Here is a 19632-nt window from a genome sequence, read left to right as displayed (position 1 = left end):
CGGAGAACAGTCGATGAAACTGCGCGCGGTGCTCCTGGCGACGACCCTTCTGGCGGCGTCGCCCGCCGCCGCGCAGGATCGGCTGTTCGCCGACGTCTTCCAGGATCATGCCGTGCTCCAGCGCGGCAAGCCGATCCCTGTCTGGGGCCAGGCCGCCGCCGGCGCGCCGGTCACCGTCACCCTCGGCGAGACCTCCACCGAGACCCGGGCGGACGGAGAGGGGCGTTGGCATGTCTCGCTGACACCGCCGGCGACCGGCGGACCCTACGCCCTGTCGGCCCGCGTCGCCGACCGCACCGAGACCCTGTCCGACATCCTCATCGGCGACGTCTGGCTCTGCTCGGGCCAGTCGAACATGGAGTTCGGCCTGCGGCAGGTGACCAACGCAGACACCGAGGTCGCCGCCTCGGCCGACCCGCAGCTGCGCCTGCTCCACGTCGCCCGCAACAGCCTGCCGTCGCCGACCGACCGCCTGCCCGCCAACAGCGTCTGGAAGGCCGCCTCGCCCGAAAGCACGCCGCATTTCTCGGCCGCCTGCTACTTCATGGGCCGTCACCTGCGGCAGACCCAGCAGGTCCCGATCGGCCTGATCTCGTCGTCCTGGGGCGGGTCGATCATCGAGGACTGGCTCAGCGCCGACTCTCTGCTCAAGGCCGGCGACTACCGCGAGTCCCTCGATATCCTGGCCGCCTATGAGCGCTCGCCGGAGGAGGCCCAGCGGCTCTGGAACACCAGCGTCGACCGCTGGTGGCGGGCCGCCGATCCGTCCCTGAAGACCCGGCCGGACTGGACCGAGGCCGCCTTCGACGACAGCGCCTGGCCCTCGGTGAAGCCCGAGGGCGCCTGGGAGGCCGTCCCCGACATGGCGACCTTCGACGGCACCGCCCTGTACCGCACCGCCGTCACCCTGACCGCCGCCCAGGCGCGCGGCGCCGCGCGGCTCGAGCTGGGGCCCATCGACGACGTCGACGTCGTCTTCGTCAACGGCCGCCGCGTCGGCGGGGCCCAGGGCTGGGATACGCCGCGCGTCTACACGCTCGAGCCCGGCGTGCTGCGCCCCGGCCGCAACGTCATCGCCGTCGGCGTGCTCGATACCGGCGGCGGCGGCGGCATGTGGGGCCCGGCCGACAAGAAGCTCATCACCGCCGCCGACGGTTCGGTGATCTCCCTTGCCGCGCCCTGGCGGCTGAAGCCGTCGGCGACCCTGGCCGACCTGCCGCCCCCACCGCGAGCGCCGTGGATCGGCGGCAGCGGCACGACCACCCTCTACAACGGCATGATCGCCCCGTTCGGCGACTACGGCCTGACCGGCTTCGCCTGGTATCAGGGCGAGTCCAACGTCGGCGATCCCGTCGGCTACAGCCGCCTGCTGCCCGGCCTGATGGCCGACTGGCGCCGCGCCTTCGACGCCCCTGAGGCGCCCTTCCTGGTCGTCCAGCTGGCCAACTACGGCCCGGCCTCGGCCGTGGCCCAGCCGTCGGGCTGGGCGGGGCTGCGCGAGGTGCAGCGCCGCACCGTCGAAGCTGATCCGCGCGCTGGCCTCGCCGTCGCCATCGACATCGGCGACCGTTACGACATCCACCCGACCAACAAGCAGGAAGTCGGCCGCCGCCTCGCCCTTGAGGCCCGCCGCCTGGCCCACGGCGACACGACCGCGGCCCGCTCGCCGTCGCCGGCCAGCGCCCGCCGGGACGGCGACGTCGTCCGCGTCGGCTTCGACCGCATCGGCACGGGCCTGATCACGCTCAGCTCGGCCCAGGCCGTCGGCTTCGAACTGTGCGCGACGGCGACGGGCTGCCGATTCGTCAGCGGGGCGGTGCAGGGCTCCGACGTCGTCCTGCCGATCGGCCAGGGCGCCGCCCCGTCGCTGGTCCGCTTCTGCTGGTCCGAAAGCCCCGTGTGCAACCTCTACGGCCCCGACGGCCTGCCGGCCGTACCGTTCGAGATCGGCATCCAGTAAGGCTAAGCTTGTCATCCCCGACCCAGCGAAGCGGAGATCGGGGACGCCAGCGCTCCTGAAAGCCCCTCCCGGACGCTGCGCCAGCAGCGATCCGGGAGACAGGCTGCGGACTCCCGGTTCCCGGATAATCGCGCTGCGATTTCCGGGAGGCCAGAAGGGGGTACGCCTCCGTCCCCGATCACCGCTGCGCGGTGTCGGGGATGACAAGCGCTAGACCAGCCCCCGGCCGTGCACGCGGAACACCGGCGCGAACGCCGTCGGCCGCCGCTCCGGCAGCTCCAGCGTCAGCGCCTCGCCCGTCTGCGTGAACCTCACCTCGCCGCCGCCCAGTAGCTCGACCCGCTCGACCGAGCGCCCTTCCAGCGCCGCCTTGCCCAGCGATCGGATGGCCAGCGTCCGACTCTCCGGCCAGTCCAGGGCGATGGCGTACAGTTGTCCGCCCTTTGTCGTGAAGCGGATGTCCTGCGCCGTCCACGGCCGGGCGCCGCCCTCGTTCTGCATGCCCTGGACCACCTGGGTCGGGCCCTCGCCGTAGCTGCGCCACGGCCGGCTCTCGAAGATCGCCTCGCCGTTGACGGCGATCCAGGCGGCCATGTCGGCCAGGATATGGCGCTCGTCGTCGTCGATGGAGCCGTCGCCGCGCATGGGGATGTTGAGCAGCAGGTTGCCGTTCTTGCTGACCACGTCGCACAGCCGCTGCACCACGGCCTTGGCCGGCACATAGGAATGATCGGTGAAGCGCGAGCGGTTGTAGTGCCAGTCGCCGATGCAGGTGTCGGTCTGCCACGGCTCGGGCATCAGGCTGTCGGTGAAGCCGCGCTCGAAGGTCTCCACGATGCCCTTGCGCTGCGCCGGCTCCAGCCGCTTGCCGTTGACCACCGGCAGCTCGCCGCGCCAGCCCAGCGAGGCGTTGTAGTAGTGGGCCGTGGCGTCCAGCCCGTGCTGGCCCAGCGGCAGGCCGTAGTTGTCGAAATAGACCATGTCCGGCCGATAGCGATCGACCAGGTCCTTCTGGCGCGCCACCCAGGACCGCACGAAGGCCGGGTTGCTCTCGGGCGGAGTCTCGATCCACTGGCCGTCGCGGGCGTCGTGCCAGGCGTTCATCTCGGCGATCGAGGCGATCCCCTCCGGCGGGGCGAAGGTCGGGCCGGTGTAGAGCTCCTGCGGGTCCAGCCCTTCCCACCATTTGCCGGCCCCGTCTTCGCGCCGCAGCCAGGCGGCGTCGTAGCGCCGACCGGCCAGCGGCCCCTCGGCGTCATAGCCGTAGGCCGTCTGCCACCAGTGCCAGGCGTGGGCCCCGTGGTTGCTGACCCCGAAGCGCAGGCCGCGCTCGCGCGTCAGCCTCTCCCAGGTCCCGACGATGTCCTTCTTCGGCCCGACGTTGAGGCTGTTCCAGGCGTGGTGTTTCGAGTCGAACAGGTCGAGGTTGTCGTGGTGCTGGGCCATGGCCACGACGTATTTCGCTCCGGCCGCCTGGTAGAGATCCATCAGGCTCGCGGGATCCCAGTTTTCGGCCTTCCACTGGCCGATGATCTCCATGAAGCCGGTCCGGCTGGGGTGGCCGTAATTCTTCAGGTGGTGCTCGTAGTACGGGTTGCCCTGGATATACATCTGGCGCCCGTACCAGTCGCCGAACTCGGGCACGCACTGCGGGCCCCAGTGCGCCCAGATGCCCAGCTTGGCGTCACGGAACCAGTCCGGCGTCTGATAGCCCGCGATCAGCGAGTCCCAGCTGGCTTCGAACGGCCCCTTGGCCTCGGCGCCGCCCACCGTGGCGCAACCGGTCAGGGCGGGGGCGGCCAGGCCGGCGCCCAGCAGGCCGCGGCGGGACAGGTTCATCGACGATCTCACGCTCATTCCCCCGGCTCTCCATAGACCACGCCGCGGCCGTCGGTGGCCACATACACTCGCCCGAACACGCGCGGATCGCCCGCGATGGCCCGGAAGCGCCGACCCCATTCGTTGGCGGCGTCATTGACCCGAGCCCACGACCGGGCCTGGTCGTCTGAACGGTAGACGCCGCGCGTCCCGTCGCTGGCCGTGCCGATCGCGAACAGGGCCGGGTAGGTCGATCCCGCCGGGGCCCTGCCGAAGTCCATCATCTCGACCTGCAGCCCGCCGTCGACGCGACTCCAGCTCTGGCCGCCGTCGGCCGTGTGGAACAACCCCGACTTGGAGACCAGCCACAGGTCGCCGTCGCGTCCCGGCGTCGCCTTCAGCGGCCAGGCCTGCTCGCGCCAGGTCGGCTTGTCGCGGGCCAGGTCGGCCGGCAGGCCCCGGCTCGGCACGGGGGCGAAACTGGCTCCGCCGTCGATGCTGACCCACCATTCGCCGCGGTCGAAATCCAGAGCGTACAGCAGGCCCGCATCGACCCGGTCCGCCACCGGCCGCAGCAGCAGCGGCAGGCCCTGGGCCGGCTTCCAACCCGCCCCGCGGTCGGTCGAGATCACCACCTGCGGCGTCGCCAGCACGAAGGTCGCCCCGTCCGCCGTCACCGTGATCGGCGCGTCGCGGTACAGGTCCATCCGCGGGTTCGACGCCTGTTCAGCCACGCCCGCCGGCCGAGGCCGGCCCAGCGGCTTCCAGCTGCGCCCGTGGTCGTCGGACCAGGCGATGGTCGAGCCGTCGTGGCCCTCCGAGCCGACGCCCTCGTGGGGCGTGCCGCTGCGCACCACGATGTTCGGGGCGCGCCCGGCGTAGTCGATCTGGTTGGTGTTGGCGAAGACCGGGGTGGTGAACTGCAGGGTCGGCGAGCGGCCCAGGTCCTCGTGCGCGAAGCCCGAAATGTCGCCGAAGCCGGTCAGCAGGGCCGGGCCCGCCGGCGGGCTGATCAGGGTGATCACCGCCGTCTGCTCGATGCCCTCGACCCAGGGCGCCCAGTCGGTCGGGCGGCGCCGGTCGGCCTCGGTCAGGTTGCGCGTGGCGTAGACCGTCGCCCCCGTCGCATAGACGGCGCGGTCGGAGTCGAACGGATCGACGGCCAGGGCCGCGATCCACCAGCCGAAGTCTGGCTTGTCATTGCCCCAGTTGAGGAAGGGCGTGGCGCTGACGTCGTGCCGCGCCTGTTCGCGGAGGCTCTTCCAGCTGCGTCCGTCGTCGGTGCTGCGCCACAGGGTGTCGCCCGGCTGCCAGCGGTTCAGGGTCGAGACCAGCAGCGTCCCCGGCTTCTGCCGGTCTACCGAGATCCCCATGAAGCCGCCCAGCGGCCGCGGCGGGCTGATGTCGCGCCAGTCGCCGGTCTTCGTATCCAGCCGCCAGACCTGGCCGTCGCTGATCCCGTTCGGCCCGACACCGAGCGTCGCGGTCAGATAGAGCACGCCGCGCCCGTCCAGCTCGGCCTTGGCCGCGGACAGCTCGGCCCGCGGCCCGCCCGCGACCGCCGTCCAGCTCGCCCCGGCGTCGTCCGAACGGTAGAGCCGCGGTCCGCCCGGGTCGGCCACCCCGACGAACAGGGTCCGTGTCGGAGTGCCCGCCGCACCACTGGCCGGATCGAAGACCACGAAGCTCAGGCCCGGATGAGTCGGCCCACCCGCTTGCAGGCCCTGGCCGCCGACGGGGAAGCTGTCGACCTTGCGCCAGATCGCGCCGGCGTCCTCGCTGCGCTGCAGGCCGTCGTGGCGCGAGCCGAAATAGAGGATGCGGGTGTCGTTGGGATCGACCGCCAGCCGTTCGCCCAGGCCGCGGCCGTCCTCATTGCCGCCCATGCGGAAGTCGACCGGGAAGCGCTCCCAGGTCACGCCCCGGTCGCGCGAGCGCAGCATGGCCGCGGGCTCGCGGCGGTGCACGCCGACCGCCGCATAGACGACGTTCGCATCGACCGGATCGGGCGCGATGCTCTCGACGCCGAAATCGTTGCCGACCGGCGAGCCGTCCTGCAGCGGCATCCAGCGCTGGGCCCGCGAATCCCAGCGATAGGCCCCGCCCATGTCCGAGCGGGCGTAGGCCAGATCCTTCTCTACGCGGCTGAAGACGATGCCCGGGATGAAGCCCCCGGCCCCGACCTTCACATTGCGCCAGACATAGGGGGCGGCCGCAGCGGCGGGGCAGGCGAGGGCGCTCGCGGCGGCCGTGGCCAGCAGGGCGACGCCCGCCTGTCGCCGGTTCAGTTCGAGCCGCATCCGCCCCTCCCACGCCACGCGCGGCTCGACGGCCGCATTCAATTGTTAGCGCTATCTAGATTGCGGTTGACAGGTTTGTCACCTGTGCATCAAGTTTGCACTGGTAAAAACAAGGGCCTCGCCGAAGTCATTCGCGAAGGGGCTCGGGGGGAAGTCGCCCAACCGTGTTTCCGAATGGGCCCCACGCCTTCACGCGACCCTTGTTCTTGCACCTGAGCCGACTACCGGCGCGGCGGTGATCCGCTGCGCCGGTCTTTTCGCTGGATCGGACCGACCATGACCTCACGCTTCCGCCCCGTCTCCCAAAGTGCTTTCGCCCTCACCGGCATCGCCCTTGTTCTGGCCGCGGCCGGCTGCGCTACGGATGGCCGCGCCCAGCAGACGCCGGCCTCCCACGTCCTGCCGGCCGACTCGATCGTCACCGACGCCTCGCGCGCCCACCCGGCCGTCTGGCCGCACGCGTCGTCGCCCGATGCGATGAGCGACGCGCGCACCGAGGCCTTCGTGACCGAGCTGATGAGCCGCATGACCGTCGAGGAGAAGGTCGGCCAACTCATCCAGGCTGACATCTCGGCCATCAAGCCCGAGGATCTGGCGACCTATCCGCTCGGCTCCATCCTGGCCGGGGGCAACTCCTCGCCGGGCGGTGACGAGCGCGCCTCGCCCCAGGCCTGGGTCAAGCTGGCCCAGGACTTCCGCGCCGCCGCCGCGGCCCGCCCCGGCGCCCGCATCCCGCTGATCTACGGCATCGACGCCGTGCACGGGCACAACAACGTCGTCGGCGCGACCATCTTCCCGCACAACATCGGCCTGGGCGCCATGCGCGACCCGGCCCTGATCCAGCGCATCGGCGAGGCCACCGCGCTCGAGGTCGCCGTGACCGGCGCCGACTGGACCTTCGGCCCGACCCTGGCCGTGCCGCGCGACGATCGCTGGGGCCGCGCCTATGAGGGCTATGCCGAGGACCCCGAAGTCGCCCGCAGCTACGCCGGCCCGATGACCCTGGGCCTGCAGGGCGCCCTGACCGCTGACGGCCACCTGGCCCCCGGCCACATCGCCGGCTCGGCCAAGCATTTCCTCGCCGACGGCGGCACCGATACGGGCAAGGACCAGGGCGACTTCAAGGGCTCCGAGCAAGAGCTGGTCGACATCCACGTCGGCGGCTACCCCGCCGCCATCGACGCCGGCGTCCTGTCGGTCATGGCCAGCTTCTCCAGCTGGAACGGCGTCAAGCACTCGGGCAACGAGACCATCCTGACGGATGTCCTGCGCGGCCCGCTCGGTTTCGACGGTTTCGTGGTCTCCGACTGGAACGCCCACGGCCAGCTGCCGGGCTGCTCGAACGAGTCCTGCGCCCTGGCCGTGAACGCCGGCATCGACATGCTGATGGCCCCCGACAGCTGGAAGCCGCTCTATACGAACACCCTGGCCCAGGTCCGGTCGGGCGAGATCTCCCAGGCCCGCCTGGACGAGGCCGTGCGCCGCATCCTGCGCGCCAAGGTCAAGACCGGCCTGTTCGAGGACGCCCGTCCGGTCGAGGGGCGTTTCGAAGCCCTCGGCTCGCCCGAACACCGCGTCATCGCGCGAGAGGCGGTCCGCAAGTCGCTGGTTCTGCTTAAGAACGAGGGTTCAGTCCTGCCGATCCGGGCGGGCGCCAACGTGCTCGTCGCCGGCTCCGCCGACGACATCGGCCAGGCGTCGGGCGGCTGGACCCTGACCTGGCAGGGCACGGGCAACGCGAATGCCGACTTCCCCAACGGCCAGTCGATCTTCAGCGGCATCCAGGAGGCGGTGACGGCCAGCGGCGGCAGCGCCACCCTCAGCCCGGACGGCTCTTTCGACAGGAAGCCGGACGTGGCCATCGTCGTCTTCGGTGAGACGCCCTACGCCGAGTTCCAGGGCGACGTCGATAACCTCGACTTCGTCCAGACCGAACCGCTTGAGACCCTGAAGCGTCTCAAGGCCGCGGGCATCCCGACCGTCTCGGTCTTCCTCTCGGGCCGTCCGCTGTGGACCAACCCGGAGATCAACCAGTCCGACGCCTTCGTCGCCGCCTGGCTGCCCGGCACCGAGGGCGCCGGCGTAGCCGACGTCCTGATCGGCGACGCGCAGGGACGCCCACGCCACGACTTCCACGGCAAGCTCAGCTTCTCCTGGCCCAAGGACGCCACGGGCGCGCCGCTGAACCGCGGCCAGCCCGGCTATGACCCGCAGTTCGCCTACGGCTACGGCCTGAGCTACGCCGCCCCGGCGCGGGTCCCGACCCTGAGCGAGGAGAGCGGCGTGGCCGGCGACGCCGCCAGCCTGGACCGGTACTTCGTCGACGGCCGCTTCATCCCGCCGTGGTCGCTGATGCTGCGCGACGCGGGCGGCGAGTTCCGCCTCGGCCAGGAGAAGTTCGGACAGTCGCCGCGCCAGACGGTGACCATGCGCGCCGTCGACGGCGGGGCTCAGGAGTCGGCCATCAGCCTGGCCTTCACCGGCCAGGGCCAGGCCGCCCTCGCCGCCCGTCCGGTCGACCTGAACCGCCAGGCCAACGGCGAGATGGCCCTGGCCTTCCGCTACCGCGTCGACGCGAAGCCGGCGGGCCCGATCCAGCTCCTGGTCGGGCAGGGGGCGGTGGACGCCACCGGCGTCTTCCAGGCGGCCCCGGTGGGCGAGTGGCGGACGGTCAAGGTGCGGCTGTCCTGCTTCCGGGACGCGGGCGCCGACCTGGGTGCGGTCGACACCCCCTTCATGCTGTCGACACAGGGCGCCTTCGGCGTCACGCTGGAGGACATCCGGCTCGCCTCGAACGAAGGCGACGCGATCTGCCCGGCACGGTGAGGCGATGAGCGACAAACCCGCCCTGATCGGGGTCGACTGGGGCGGCAGCAACCTCCGCGTCATGCAGATCGCCGCGGGCGGCGCCGTCCTGGCCCACCGCAGCGATCCGCGCGGCGCGGCGGGCCTGGGGCCGGCCGACTTCCCCGCCGTCCTCGCCGAGGTCGCCGGCGACTGGCTGGGCGAGGCTCCCGTCCTGGTCTGCGGCATGGCCGGCGCGCGCGGGCGGTGGCTTGAGGTCGACTACCGGCCATGTCCTGCGTCGGCGACCGACCTCGCCGCCGGCCTGGCGAAGCCGGATCCGGGTCGCGACCTTCGGATTGTCCCCGGCGTCGCCCTCAGTCCCGCGGGGCGTCTGCGCGACGTCATGCGGGGCGAGGAGACCCAGGTGTTCGGCCTCGACGCCGATGATCGCCTCGTGGTCGCCCCCGGCACGCACAGCAAATGGATCGCCGTCGAGGACGGCCGCATCGCCCGTTTCCGCACCTTCCTGACCGGCGAGTTGTTCGCCGCCGTTCGCTCCGCCACCATGCTCGGTTCGGGGATGGGCGATCCTGGCGGCGACGCCGAGGCCTTCCGTCGCGGCGTCGAACGCAGTCTGGAGGACCGCGACGTCTCGGCCGCGCTGTTCTCCGTGCGGGTCGAAGGACTGGCCGGACGGCTCGATCCCGGCGGGGCCGCTGACTACCTGTCCGGTCTTCTGATCGGGGCCGAGGTCGCGGGCGCGGACCTGTCGGTCGACGTCACCCTGGTCGGCGCCCCGGCCCTGTCGGCCCGCTACGCCGAGGCCTTGGCCATCGCCGGTCATGCTCGGGTCGAGACCGCCGACGTCGAAACCGTCACGGCCGCGGGCCTGTGGCGCATCTGGGAGGCTTCGCAGTGAGCGACGAGATCATCGGGCGGCTCGACGCCCTGCCGCTGGTCGCCATCCTACGCGGCCTGACGCCCGAGGAGTCGGTCGGCGTGGGCGAGGCCCTGCTGGGCGCCGGCTTCACCTGTCTGGAGGTGCCGCTCAATTCGCCGCGCCCCCTGACCAGTATCCGTCTACTGCGCGACGCCCTGGGCGAGCGCGCCATCGTCGGGGCCGGCACCGTCCTGAGCGAACAGGCGGTGCGCGACGTCGCCGACGCCGGCGGCCAGATCGTCATCTCGCCCAACAGCGACCCGGCCGTGATCCGCGCCACCCGCGCCGCGGGTCTGGTCTCGATGCCGGGCTTCTTCACCCCGACCGAGGCCTTCGCAGCGCTCGCCGCCGGGGCCCAGGTGCTGAAGCAGTTCCCGGCGGAGATCGCGGGCGTGGCGGGACTCAAGGCCGTCCGCGCCGTTCTGCCCCCCGACCAGCGGCTCTACGCGGTCGGCGGGGTCGCTCCGGACAGCCTGGCCGCCTGGCGCTTCGCCGGCGCCTCCGGCTTCGGCATCGGCTCGGCCCTCTACCGCCCGGGCCGCTCGCCGGAGCAGGTGGCCGAACAGGCCGCCGCCTTCGTCGCCGCCTGGCGCGCCGCAGACTGATTTCTCCGCCGCAATCCGGCCCAATTGCTCTCAGGTCCTTTCGACCCCCGAAAATCCATCCGTGGCGCCGCCGTGCGCCGCGGCGAGATTGCTCGTCGCAATCGACGCACCCCGGAATTGACCGGTGCTAGACTCTCCTGTCGCCACCTCAAGCCGTGGTCACAGGTCTTTGAAATCTTGCATGAATCGACGTCCGTGAACGGGCGTTGGCGCACCTGCGCTGTGCTTACTTCGCAGCATACTCGCCAGCCAAGGCGACGAACTGAAGTGAGCGTCATGGTAGGGTTGGTAGCCCGCAATTTTTCGGCTCGGATGCTACCAAGTCGATACGTGGCGAGCCTCGTTCAGTCCTCCGGCCGCCCCAGGGTGCAGCCGCCCGCGATGTTGGCGGCGTCGGCGCAGGGGTAGCCCTCGTCGAAGGCCCCATCCGGCTTGAAGCGCGCGATCAGCCCCTCGTCGCCCCGGCAGGCCGCCTCGTAAAAGCGGTAGTCGGCGTTGGCCCCGACGAAGCGCGCCCGGGTTACGTCACAGGGCGCGGCCGCCGTGCCCTCGAAACGGGCCTTCAGCGTCGCCGCCTGCTCCTCGGCCGTGGTGAAGCGGCAGCTGGCGCCGGCGCGGGCGACCTCCAGGCACTCCAGCTTTCGGGTCGGCGTCCCGCGGCTGTCGACCTCGACCCAATAGCCCTCGGCCCGGGCGCAGCCGATCTCATAGCGGTCGGAGTCGGCGCCGATCCGGCCGGTCCAGGCCGCCGCGTCGACGGTGCAGTTCAGGCCCAGCGTCCGGGCGTAGCCGCGCACGGCGGCGACCGGGTCCTTGTTGGCGGGCAGGGCGCACAGCACCGACGGCGTCACGCCGCTGGCCGCGCTGACGTCCAGCGACAGACAGTTGAGCACCTGCGGCGGCGACGAGGTGACGACCAAGAGGCCCGGCGCGTCGAGGCAGGAGACCTCGATGATCCGATCGGCGCCGGAGCGGCCGGGATTGGTGGCGTCCTGGACCTGGCAGGCCACGCCGGCCGCCGCCAGCGATGCGGTCGCTGCGGCCCGAATTTCCGCCGGCGTCAGGACAGCATCGCCGTGGAGGCGAGCGATCCGCTCCTCCTCGCGGGCCTGGTCGGTGCGGGTGAAGGCCGAGCCGCCCGGCGAAGTGGTCGGCGGCGGGGCCTGGCCCACGGCTTGGGCCGTCGCGACAGAGGCGGACATCAGCACCGTCAGGCCGACGGCGGCGACTACGCGACTCTTCATCCTCAGTCCCTCCCCAGGACGTGTTCAGCCGCCCTCGGCGACCACCGTCTGGCGCTGTCGCCCCAGGCCCTCGATGCCCAGTTCGATCACGTCGCCGGGCTGCAGATAGACGGGCGGCTTCTGGCCCATGCCGACGCCGGGCGGCGTGCCGGTGGAGATTACGTCCCCGGGCTGCAGGCTCATGAAGCGGCTGACGTAGCTGACCAGCTCGGCGGGCTTGAACACCATCGTCTTCGACGAGCCGTCCTGGAACCGGCGGCCGTTGACCTCCAGCCACATGCCCAGGTCGTCGACGGCCCCGGCCTCGTCCTTCGTGACCAGCCATGGGCCGATCGGGCCGAAGCTGTCGCAGCCCTTGCCCTTGTCCCAGGTGCCGCCGCGCTCCAACTGGAAGGCGCGCTCGGAGACGTCGTTGATGACGCAATAGCCGGCCACATGGTCCAGCGCCTCGGCCTCGGAGACGTAGCGGGCGGTCGAGCCGATCACCACGCCCAGCTCGACCTCCCAGTCCAGCTTGGTCGAATCGCGGGGCTGGATGATCACGTCGTCCGGCCCGGTGATGGCGCTGGTCGCCTTCATGAACAGGATGGGCTCGTCCGGCACGGTGGCGCCGGTCTCGGCCGCATGGTCCGCATAGTTCAGGCCGATGCACAGGAATTTGCCCACCCGCCCGACGCAGGGCCCGATGCGGGTCCCCTCGGCCACGAGCGGCAAGCTCGCAGGGTCGATCGCGGCCAGAGCGGACAGGCTGTCGGGAGACAGAACGTCCCCCGCGATGTCGGCGACCACGCCGCTGAGGTCGCGGATGCGGCCCTCGGCGTCAAGCAGGCCCGGCTTTTCGGCGCCGGAGGGGCCGTGTCTGAGTAGCTTCATGGCCTATCCGATCCAGCCGCCGTCGATGATGTGTTCGGCCCCTGTGGTGAACGACGACTCGTCCGAGGCCAGATAGAGGGCCAGCTGCGCGATCTCCTCGGCCCGGCCCAGCCGCCCCATCGGCTGCCGCGCCTTGAAGGCCTGCAGCGCGCCCTCATAGTCTCCGGTCGCCGCCAGCCGCTGCTTCAGCGACGGGGTCTCGATGGTGCCGGGGCAGATGGCGTTGCAGCGGACGCCGTCGGCGACATAGTCCGCCGCTATGGCCTTGGTCAGGCCGATCACCGCCGCCTTGGTGGCCCCATAGGCGAAGCGGTTGGGCACGCCTTTTATCGAACTGGCCACCGAGGCCATGTTGACGATCGACCCGCCGCCGCCCGCGATCATCGCCGGCAGGAAGGCGCGCACGGTCCGGTACATGGCCGTGACGTTGAGCTCCAGCGACCGGGCCCAGTCGGCCTCGCCGCAGTCCAGGATAGTCCCCGCGTGGACATAGCCGGCGCAGTTGAACAGCACGTCGAGCCGCCCGATCTCCGCCGCCGTCGTCTCGATCGCCGCCGGATCGGTGACGTCCAGCGTCCGCGCCCGAGCGCCCTCGATCGTCGTGATGTGCCCGGGATCGACGTCCGTGGCCCAGACGGTCGCGCCCTCGGCGACGAACAGCTCCGCCGCCGCCCGCCCGATGCCCTGGCCGGCGCCGGTGATCAGCGCGACCTTGCCTTGCAGCCGCCCGCCCATCAGGCGCGCCCCGGCAGGCAGGCCGGCCCGATCGGTTCGAAGCTCTTGTAGGTAAGGATGAACTCCTGGTGGCCCATGGCCTCGGAACAGGTGCGCTGGCCGGCGGCCACCGCCTCGACCAGATCCACGATCTCGGCCCCGACCTCGTCCAGCGAGGCCCGGCCCTCAAGGATGCGGCCGGCGTCCACGTCCATGTCCTCGCTCATGCGGCGGTAGGTCTCGGGATTCGCGCAGACCTTGATCACCGGCGAGATGGCCGAGCCGACCACCGAGCCCCGGCCCGTCGTGAACAGGGTCAGGTGCGCGCCGCAGGCCATCAGCTCGACGATCTCGGCGTTGTCGCTGACGTTGGGGAAGCCGAACCGGACCTCGCCGTCGGGCACCACGTCGAGCAGGTAGAGCCCCCCCGTCGGCGGCAGGTCGCCCGGCTTGATCAGGCCCGAGATCGGCGAGGAGCCGGACTTGGAATAGGCCCCCATCGACTTCTCTTCCTGGGTCGTCAGCCCGCCGTCGGCATTGCCCGGCGCGAAGCTGCCGAAGCCCATGACGGTGTAGTAGCGCTCCGCTTTCTCGACCGCCGCCTCGAGCTCGCGGCCCAGGGCCGGCGTCACGGCGCGGTCGGCCATGATGGTCTCGCAGCCGACCAGTTCGCCGGTCTCCTCGAAGATGCAGGCGGCGCCGGCCGCGACCAGCTGGTCGAAGGCGCGGCCGACGGCCGGATTGGCGGTGATGCCGCTGGTCCCGTCCGAGCCGCCGCAGATGGTGCCGACGACCAGTTCGTCCAGTCGCATCGGCACGCGCGGCGCCTGCTCGGCCTGCTCGCGGATGCGGGCCACGGCCTCGACGCCGGCGCGGATGGTCGAGGCGGTGCCGCCGGTCTCCTGGATGACCAGCAGCTCGCACGGCCGGCCGCTGGCCAGCACGGTCTCGCGCAAGGCCCGCCGGTTGAAGCTCTCGCAGCCCAGCGACACCAGCAGCACCCCGCCGACGTTCGGATGGGTGGCGAGAGCCTTCATCATCCGGTCGGCGTAGCTGTTCGGATAACAGCCCGGGAAGCCGATCAGGTGGACGTCGAGGTCGTCCGTCGCCGTCACGATCCGACGCGCCACATGGTGGGCGCACTCGACCAGATAGGCGACGATGACGACGTTACGGATGCCCTTGCGGCCGTCCGATCTCAGGCGCGCCTCGATCATGCCCGTCGCTCCGAGGCCGCGTCGCGGCCGTGGCTGGCGATGTAGTCGCTCTTCATATTGTGCAGGTGCACGTGGCCCCCGGCGGCTACAGCCGCCGTCATGGAGCCGATCGGGGCTCCGTACTTCAGCACCTTGTCGCCGACGGCGAGCGGGGCGCGGGCGATCTTGTGACCGACGGCGACATCGGCGTCGGCGATCAGCACCGTCTGGCCCAGATCGATGCGATCGCCCGCCTTCACGGGCGCGCGGCAGACCAGGACGTTATCGTCGGGGTGCAACTGGATCACGGGAGACAGGCTCATGCGGCGGCCTCCGCCTGGGGCAGGGGCGAGGCGGGGTGGATCAGGCCGCGGCGCATCAGGTCCTGCCAGAAGCCGGGAGGGATGGGCGCGGCGATACGGGCGGCGGCGGCACGGGCCTCGTCTGCGTCCGCGACGCCGGGGATGACCGAGACGACCTGCGGATGGGCCAGGGGGAACTGCAGGGCCGCGGCCGGCAGTTCGAGGCTCCAGGCGGCGCAGGCGGCGCGCAAGGCGTCGACCTTGTCGACCACCCAGGCCGGCGGGGCGGCGTAGTCGTAGTGGGCGTCGTCCGAGGGGACGGCGCAGGCCAGGACGCCCGAGTTGAACGGCCCGCCGACGATCACCGAGGCCCCGCGTTCGGCGCAGAGCGGCAGGAAGCTGTCCAGCGAGGTCTGCTCCAGCAGGGTGTAGCGGCCGGCCAGCAGGAAGGCGTCAAACTCGCCCTCGGCCAGCGCCTGCTCGCAGACCTGCCACTCGTTGGCGCCCAGGCCGATGGCGCCGACCACGCCCTCGTCGCGCAGGCGTCGCATGGCCCGGTAGCCGCCGCCGATGAACTCGGCCCAGCGCTCCGGGTGCGCCGCGCCATGGGTCGCCGCGCCGAGGTCGTGGGCGAAGAGGATGTCGATGCGGTCGCGCTGCAACCGCTTCAGGCTGGCCTCGAAGCTGCGCAGGACGCCGTCGTGGGAGTAGTCGAAGACCGGCTCGAAGGCGGCGGCTTCGACGAAGCCGTGGCGCTCGCGGGCGGCGTCGGCGACCGGCTGAAGGAGGCGGCCGACCTTGGTCGAGACGACGGCCTCGCCGCGCGGGTCCAGCGCCTTCAGCGCCGCGCCCATCCGCTCTTCGCCGAGGCCGAAACCGTAGTGGGGCGCCGTGTCGAAATAGCGGACGCCGACGTCCCAGGCGGCGGTGACCGCCTCCAGCGCTTCGACGTCTGTCACCGGTCGATAGAGGTTGCCGATGGCTGCGCCGCCGAAGCCGAGCGGGGTCAGGCCGGCGACGGCGCGCCGTCCCGGGACGCCCCCGTTGTCACCCGACTCTATTTTCATTGGTGAAGTCATCTTCGTAGACGAATGCGAGCAAGGATCGGTCAAGTCAACCGGCGAGGCCGTAGACGCGCCGGGCGTTCCCGCCGAAGACGGCCTCACGGTCGCGGCTCGGAATGCGGACGCGGCACAGCTCCAGCCAGGGCTCGTAGCGCGTCGCCAGATTGAGCACCGGCCAGTCGCTGCCCCAGATCAGGCGCTCTGGCCCGAACAGCGCGGACAGGCGGTCGATCACGGGCGGGACGGCGTCTTGCCCATGGCCGGGCTGCACCTCGGTCATCAGGCCGGACAGCTTGCAGCTCACGTTGCCCAGGGCGGCGAGGGCCGCCATGCCGCGGTCCCAGGCGCGCAGGTCGTGGCCGATCGGCGGCTTGGCCCCGTGGTCGATGACGATGGCCAGCGCCGGCCAGCGCTCGGCGAAGGCGAGCAGGGGCGCCAGGTGCCGCGGGTGCACCAGGGCGTCGAAGACCAGGTCGTGCTCGATCAGGGCGCGCACGGCAGCCTCGATTGGGGCGGTCTCGATCCAATCGTCTTGCTCGAGGCCCTGCAGCATCGGGCGGACGCCGCAGAGCTTCGGCTGCGCGGCCAGCGCCTTGAGCCGGGCCGGGGCGGTCGGCGCCTCCAGATCGACCCAGCCGACGACGCCGAGGATGAATGGGTTGTCCTTGGCCAGGCCGAGCAGAAAGCGGGTGTCGGCGTCAGTCGGCTGGGACTGAACCGCGATCGAACCGGTCACGCCCAACTGGCGGGCGAGCAGTTCGAACTCGTCGGGCAGAACGTCTCGGTAGATCGGCTTGAGGTCCGGCGTCGGCCAGGCCGGGCGGGGCCGGCCGAGCGTCCAGAAATGCTGGTGGGCGTCGATCACCTTCAGGCGGCCTCGCGGCGGGCGCGCCAGCCGAACAGGGCGACGACCGCGAAGCAGGCGGCCGGCACGACCATGGCGATGTGGATGCTGCTGGCGTCCGAGACCAGGCCCATCAGCGCGGTCAGCACCGCCCCCCCGATGATGGCCATGACCAGCAGGGAGGACCCCGCCTTGGTCAGCCCGCCCAGTCCCTTCAGCGACGAGGCGAAGATGGTCGGGAACATGATCGACATGAAGAAGCTGGTCGAGGCGAGGGCGATCATCCCGACCGGTCCCGGCGCGGCGACGGCGACGATGCAGAGCGCAACGTTGATCAGGCCGAAGACGGTCAGCAGCAGGGCGGGCTTCACCCGCGTCATCAGGGCCGTACCGGCGAAGCGGCCGACCATGAAGGCGACGATCGACCAGGTCAGGTAGTCGGCGGCGGTGCGTTCGCCGACGGCGAGGCCTTCCTGGGCGTATCGGATCATGAAGCTCCAAACCCCGACCTGGGCGCCGACGTAGAAGAACTGGGCCACGACGCCGAGCAGGTAGCGGCGGTTGCGCAGCAGGGCGCCGAAGTCGCGGGCCGAGCCGGGACCCTCCTCGCGAGCGGCCTCGACCCCGGCGACGCGGGGGAAGGGGGTCAGCAGGACCAGCCCGGCCCAGGCCAGCACGAACAGGCCGATGACCAGATAGGGCGCTTGCACCGCCGTGGCCTCGGTGGCGTAGAACTGGGCCAGTTGATCGGGCGGCAGGGCGGCCAGCTGTTCGGGCGTATGCTCGACTCCCGACAGGATGAACTGGCGGCCGATCACCAGGCCGACGATCGAGCCGAGCGGATTGAAGGCCTGGGCCAGGTTCAGACGGCGCTCGGCGGTCTCCGGCGGGCCGAGCACGGTGACCAGCGGATTGGCGGAGGTCTCGAGGAAGGCCAGGCCGCTGGCGATGACGAATAGGGCCAGCAGGAACATCTCGTAGCGGCGCACCTCGGCGGCCGGCCAGAACATCAGCGCGCCGATGCCGAACAGGATCAGGCCCAACACCACGCCGCGCTTGTAGCCGAACCGCTTCATGAACAGGGCGGCCGGAACGGCGAGGACGAAATAGCCGAAATAGAAGGCCGACTGGACCAGGCCGGACTGCAGGTCGCCGAGCGTGAAGGCCTTCCTGAACTGGGCGATCAGCACGTCGTTCAGGTTGTTGGCCATGCCCCAGAGGAAGAACAGGCTGACGACGAGAATGATCGGCGCGGCCGCCATGAGGCGGCCCGGTGCGGGCTTGGACGACATCGGCTAGGCTTCCTCCGGGCCCCCGTTGACCGGGGGCTCACGACGCGTCACGAGATCAGATATGAACGTGAGCGTCAAATATGAAACGCGAGGGCGGTCGTGATCCTGGCTGACGTGGGCGACTATCGGGAGGCGGCGCGGCGGCGGCTGCCGCGCTTCCTGTTCGACTACATTGACGGCGGAGCCTTCGCCGAGACGACCCTGCGGGCCAATGTCGATGCGTTCGCCCGGGTTCTTCTGAAACAGCGCGTGCTGACCGGGGCGGATCAGGTGTCGCTTGCGACAACTCTGCTGGAACGCGACGTATCGATGCCCGTGGCCTTGGCGCCCGTCGGCATGGCGGGGCTGAACGCGCGGCGAGGCGAGGTGCAGGCGGCGCGGGCGGCGGAGGCCAAGGGCGTGCCGTTCTGCCTGTCGACGGTGGCGGCCTGTTCGATCGAGGAGGTCGGCGAGGCGGTCCAGACCGCGCCGTGGTTCCAGCTCTATGTCATTCGAGACCGCGGCTTCATGCAGACCATGCTCGACCGGGCGCGGGCGGCGGGCAGCGACACCCTGTTCCTGACCGTCGACATGCCGGCGCCGGGGCCGCGCTATCGCGATCGGCGCTCGGGGCTGGCGGCGGGGACGCCGACGCAGCGGCAGGTCAGCCGGTTCCTGCAGGCCGCGGCCCGGCCGGGCTGGGCCTGGGACGTCGGAGTCAACGGACGCCCGCACACCATCGGCCACGTCTCATCGGCGCTCGGCGAGGCCGCGGGCATCGACGAATACTGGGCCTGGATGGCCAGGAATTTCGACGCCTCGGTGGACTGGAAGGATGTCGAGGCGATCCGGACGAACTGGACCGGCAGGCTGGTCATCAAGGGCGTGCTTGAGGTGGAGGACGCGCGGCGGGCCGCCGACGCCGGGGCGGACGGGGTCGTGGTCTCCAACCATGGCGGACGACAGCTGGACGGCACGCGGCCTTCGATCACGGCCGTGCGGCCGATCGCCGAGGCTGTGGGCGAGCGGATGACGGTGCTCATGGACGGGGGCGTGCGCTCGGGCCTCGACGTGTTGCGGGCTCTGGCGCTCGGCGCCGACGGCGTGCTGATCGGCCGGGCCTGGGCGTGGGCTCTGGGGGCCCGTGGTCAGAAGGGCGTCGAGGAGGTGCTCGACCTGTTCGCCGCCGAGATGCGCGCAGCCATGGTCATGACCGGTGTCAGCTCGATCGACGCGATCGGCTCCGAGTTGCTGGTCGAAGGAGAACGCTGAGATGGCCCGCCACTGCCTGCTGCTGGACCTGGTCGACGATCCCGAGAGCATGGTCCGGTACCGCGCCTGGCATGAGCCGGGGCGGACGCCCGAGGCGGTGATCCGCTCGATCCGCGCCGCCGACATCACCGCAATGGAGATCTACCAACTGGGCGACCGGCTGGTGATGATCATGGAGACCGGCCCGGCCTTCTCGGCCGAGACCAAGGCGAAGGCGGACGCTTCGGATCCGGACGTCCAGGCCTGGGAGCGGCTGATGGACCAGTTCCAGACGCCGACGCCGTTCGCGCGGGCCGGGGAGAAGTGGACTCCAGCCGAACGCATCTTCGATCTGGCGGGGCACTGATCGGCGCCCGCCTGCATCGGATGGTAGTGTCGTTCGAATAAATCGAGGACTACCAAGTCGACACATTCGGCGGCTCGGGAGCGCGAGAACGCCAGA

16 protein-coding genes are annotated in these 19632 nt (G+C 71.1%); 6 read left to right on the top strand and 10 right to left on the bottom strand.

Going from position 1 to position 19632, the window contains the following annotated elements; genetic code table 11:
* The first annotated feature begins 13 nt into the window (after positions 1-13).
* Positions 14-1960, top strand: coding sequence for a sialate O-acetylesterase (locus ASC65_RS12635; RefSeq protein ID WP_082526046.1), 1947 nt, complete (start codon positions 14-16; stop codon positions 1958-1960).
* A gap of 210 nt (positions 1961-2170) precedes the next feature.
* On the opposite strand, the gene ASC65_RS12630 is transcribed toward ASC65_RS12635, so the two are convergent.
* Both ASC65_RS12630 and ASC65_RS12625 read right to left on the bottom strand, forming a co-directional pair.
* A complete protein-coding gene (locus ASC65_RS12630) occupies positions 2171-3799 on the bottom strand; it encodes an alpha-L-fucosidase (RefSeq protein ID WP_056453820.1) in 1629 nt (542 codons plus the stop codon).
* A gap of 14 nt (positions 3800-3813) precedes the next feature.
* Complete coding sequence (locus ASC65_RS12625) at positions 3814-6078, bottom strand: hypothetical protein (protein WP_056453817.1); 2265 nt, start codon at positions 6076-6078, stop codon at positions 3814-3816.
* A 276-nt stretch (positions 6079-6354) separates the two neighbouring features.
* Between ASC65_RS12625 and ASC65_RS12620 the strand changes: the two genes are divergently transcribed.
* From ASC65_RS12620 to ASC65_RS12610, 3 genes are read left to right on the top strand one after another with little or no spacing between them, the layout of a single operon-like run.
* On the top strand, positions 6355-8904 hold the full coding sequence (locus ASC65_RS12620; protein ID WP_082526045.1) for a glycoside hydrolase family 3 protein: 2550 nt from the start codon (positions 6355-6357) through the stop codon (positions 8902-8904).
* 4 nt (positions 8905-8908) lie between these two features.
* Positions 8909-9784 (top strand): 2-dehydro-3-deoxygalactonokinase, encoded by an 876-nt coding sequence (locus ASC65_RS12615; protein ID WP_056453814.1) that lies wholly within the window; start codon positions 8909-8911, stop codon positions 9782-9784.
* Positions 9781-10410 carry a 2-dehydro-3-deoxy-6-phosphogalactonate aldolase gene (locus tag ASC65_RS12610; protein ID WP_235561490.1) on the top strand — a complete coding sequence of 210 codons (630 nt, stop codon included), beginning with the start codon at positions 9781-9783 and terminating at the stop codon, positions 10408-10410. The genes ASC65_RS12615 and ASC65_RS12610 overlap by 4 nt, the downstream gene beginning before the upstream one ends.
* A 344-nt stretch (positions 10411-10754) precedes the next feature.
* Here ASC65_RS12610 and ASC65_RS12605 read toward each other — a convergent pair whose 3' ends face one another.
* Genes ASC65_RS12605 through fucP form a run of 8 tightly spaced genes read right to left on the bottom strand, consistent with a single transcriptional unit; the run spans position 10755 to position 17939 of the window.
* Positions 10755-11654: a hypothetical protein gene (locus ASC65_RS12605; protein WP_056453813.1), complete on the bottom strand. Its 900-nt coding sequence runs from the start codon at positions 11652-11654 to the stop codon at positions 10755-10757.
* Positions 11655-11678: 24 nt separating this feature from the next.
* On the bottom strand, positions 11679-12527 hold the full coding sequence (locus ASC65_RS12600; RefSeq protein ID WP_056453810.1) for a fumarylacetoacetate hydrolase family protein: 849 nt from the start codon (positions 12525-12527) through the stop codon (positions 11679-11681).
* A 3-nt stretch (positions 12528-12530) separates the two neighbouring features.
* Complete coding sequence (locus ASC65_RS12595; RefSeq protein ID WP_056453808.1) at positions 12531-13262, bottom strand: SDR family oxidoreductase; 732 nt, start codon at positions 13260-13262, stop codon at positions 12531-12533.
* Positions 13262-14458 (bottom strand): UxaA family hydrolase, encoded by a 1197-nt coding sequence (locus ASC65_RS12590; protein ID WP_056453806.1) that lies wholly within the window; start codon positions 14456-14458, stop codon positions 13262-13264. The genes ASC65_RS12595 and ASC65_RS12590 overlap by 1 nt, the downstream gene beginning before the upstream one ends.
* Positions 14455-14760: a UxaA family hydrolase gene (locus ASC65_RS12585; protein ID WP_056453803.1), complete on the bottom strand. Its 306-nt coding sequence runs from the start codon at positions 14758-14760 to the stop codon at positions 14455-14457. Before ASC65_RS12585 ends, ASC65_RS12590 begins: the two co-directional genes overlap by 4 nt.
* Complete coding sequence (locus ASC65_RS12580) at positions 14757-15806, bottom strand: aldo/keto reductase (RefSeq protein WP_056453800.1); 1050 nt, start codon at positions 15804-15806, stop codon at positions 14757-14759. Before ASC65_RS12580 ends, ASC65_RS12585 begins: the two co-directional genes overlap by 4 nt.
* 46 nt (positions 15807-15852) lie before the next feature.
* Entirely contained in the window at positions 15853-16668 is an 816-nt protein-coding gene (locus ASC65_RS12575) for an amidohydrolase family protein (protein ID WP_056453796.1), read from the bottom strand.
* A gap of 2 nt (positions 16669-16670) precedes the next feature.
* Positions 16671-17939: an L-fucose:H+ symporter permease gene (gene fucP / locus ASC65_RS12570; protein ID WP_056453793.1), complete on the bottom strand. Its 1269-nt coding sequence runs from the start codon at positions 17937-17939 to the stop codon at positions 16671-16673.
* 99 nt (positions 17940-18038) lie between these two features.
* Between fucP and ASC65_RS12565 the strand changes: the two genes are divergently transcribed.
* Together ASC65_RS12565 and ASC65_RS12560 are read left to right on the top strand one after the other, a co-directional pair.
* Positions 18039-19190: an L-lactate dehydrogenase gene (locus ASC65_RS12565; RefSeq protein WP_056453790.1), complete on the top strand. Its 1152-nt coding sequence runs from the start codon at positions 18039-18041 to the stop codon at positions 19188-19190.
* A gap of 1 nt (position 19191) precedes the next feature.
* The gene (locus tag ASC65_RS12560) at positions 19192-19536 is read left to right on the top strand and encodes an L-rhamnose mutarotase (protein ID WP_056453787.1); all 345 of its coding nucleotides are present in this window, start codon (positions 19192-19194) and stop codon (positions 19534-19536) included.
* Positions 19537-19632: the final 96 nt, after the last annotated feature.

Origin of the sequence: Brevundimonas sp. Root1279 (genome assembly GCF_001425945.1) — a bacterium.
In the GTDB taxonomy this organism is placed as follows: domain Bacteria; phylum Pseudomonadota; class Alphaproteobacteria; order Caulobacterales; family Caulobacteraceae; genus Brevundimonas.
This window is presented reverse-complemented; position numbering and strand designations above follow the sequence as displayed.

Bases quoted from the DNA above. Each gene is read 5' to 3' on its own strand.
- fucP (WP_056453793.1), bottom strand. From the start codon at position 17,939: ATGTCGTCCAAGCCCGCACCGGGCCGCCTCATGGCGGCCGCGCCGATC.
- ASC65_RS12625 (WP_056453817.1), bottom strand. From the start codon at position 6,078: ATGCGGCTCGAACTGAACCGGCGACAGGCGGGCGTCGCCCTGCTGGCC.
- ASC65_RS12580 (WP_056453800.1), bottom strand. From the start codon at position 15,806: ATGAAAATAGAGTCGGGTGACAACGGGGGCGTCCCGGGACGGCGCGCC.
- ASC65_RS12595 (WP_056453808.1), bottom strand. From the start codon at position 13,262: ATGGGCGGGCGGCTGCAAGGCAAGGTCGCGCTGATCACCGGCGCCGGC.
- ASC65_RS12600 (WP_056453810.1), bottom strand. From the start codon at position 12,527: ATGAAGCTACTCAGACACGGCCCCTCCGGCGCCGAAAAGCCGGGCCTG.
- ASC65_RS12585 (WP_056453803.1), bottom strand. From the start codon at position 14,760: ATGAGCCTGTCTCCCGTGATCCAGTTGCACCCCGACGATAACGTCCTG.
- ASC65_RS12635 (WP_082526046.1), top strand. From the start codon at position 14: ATGAAACTGCGCGCGGTGCTCCTGGCGACGACCCTTCTGGCGGCGTCG.
- ASC65_RS12560 (WP_056453787.1), top strand. From the start codon at position 19,192: ATGGCCCGCCACTGCCTGCTGCTGGACCTGGTCGACGATCCCGAGAGC.
- ASC65_RS12590 (WP_056453806.1), bottom strand. From the start codon at position 14,458: ATGATCGAGGCGCGCCTGAGATCGGACGGCCGCAAGGGCATCCGTAAC.
- ASC65_RS12615 (WP_056453814.1), top strand. From the start codon at position 8,909: ATGAGCGACAAACCCGCCCTGATCGGGGTCGACTGGGGCGGCAGCAAC.
- ASC65_RS12620 (WP_082526045.1), top strand. From the start codon at position 6,355: ATGACCTCACGCTTCCGCCCCGTCTCCCAAAGTGCTTTCGCCCTCACC.
- ASC65_RS12630 (WP_056453820.1), bottom strand. From the start codon at position 3,799: ATGAACCTGTCCCGCCGCGGCCTGCTGGGCGCCGGCCTGGCCGCCCCC.
- ASC65_RS12605 (WP_056453813.1), bottom strand. From the start codon at position 11,654: ATGAAGAGTCGCGTAGTCGCCGCCGTCGGCCTGACGGTGCTGATGTCC.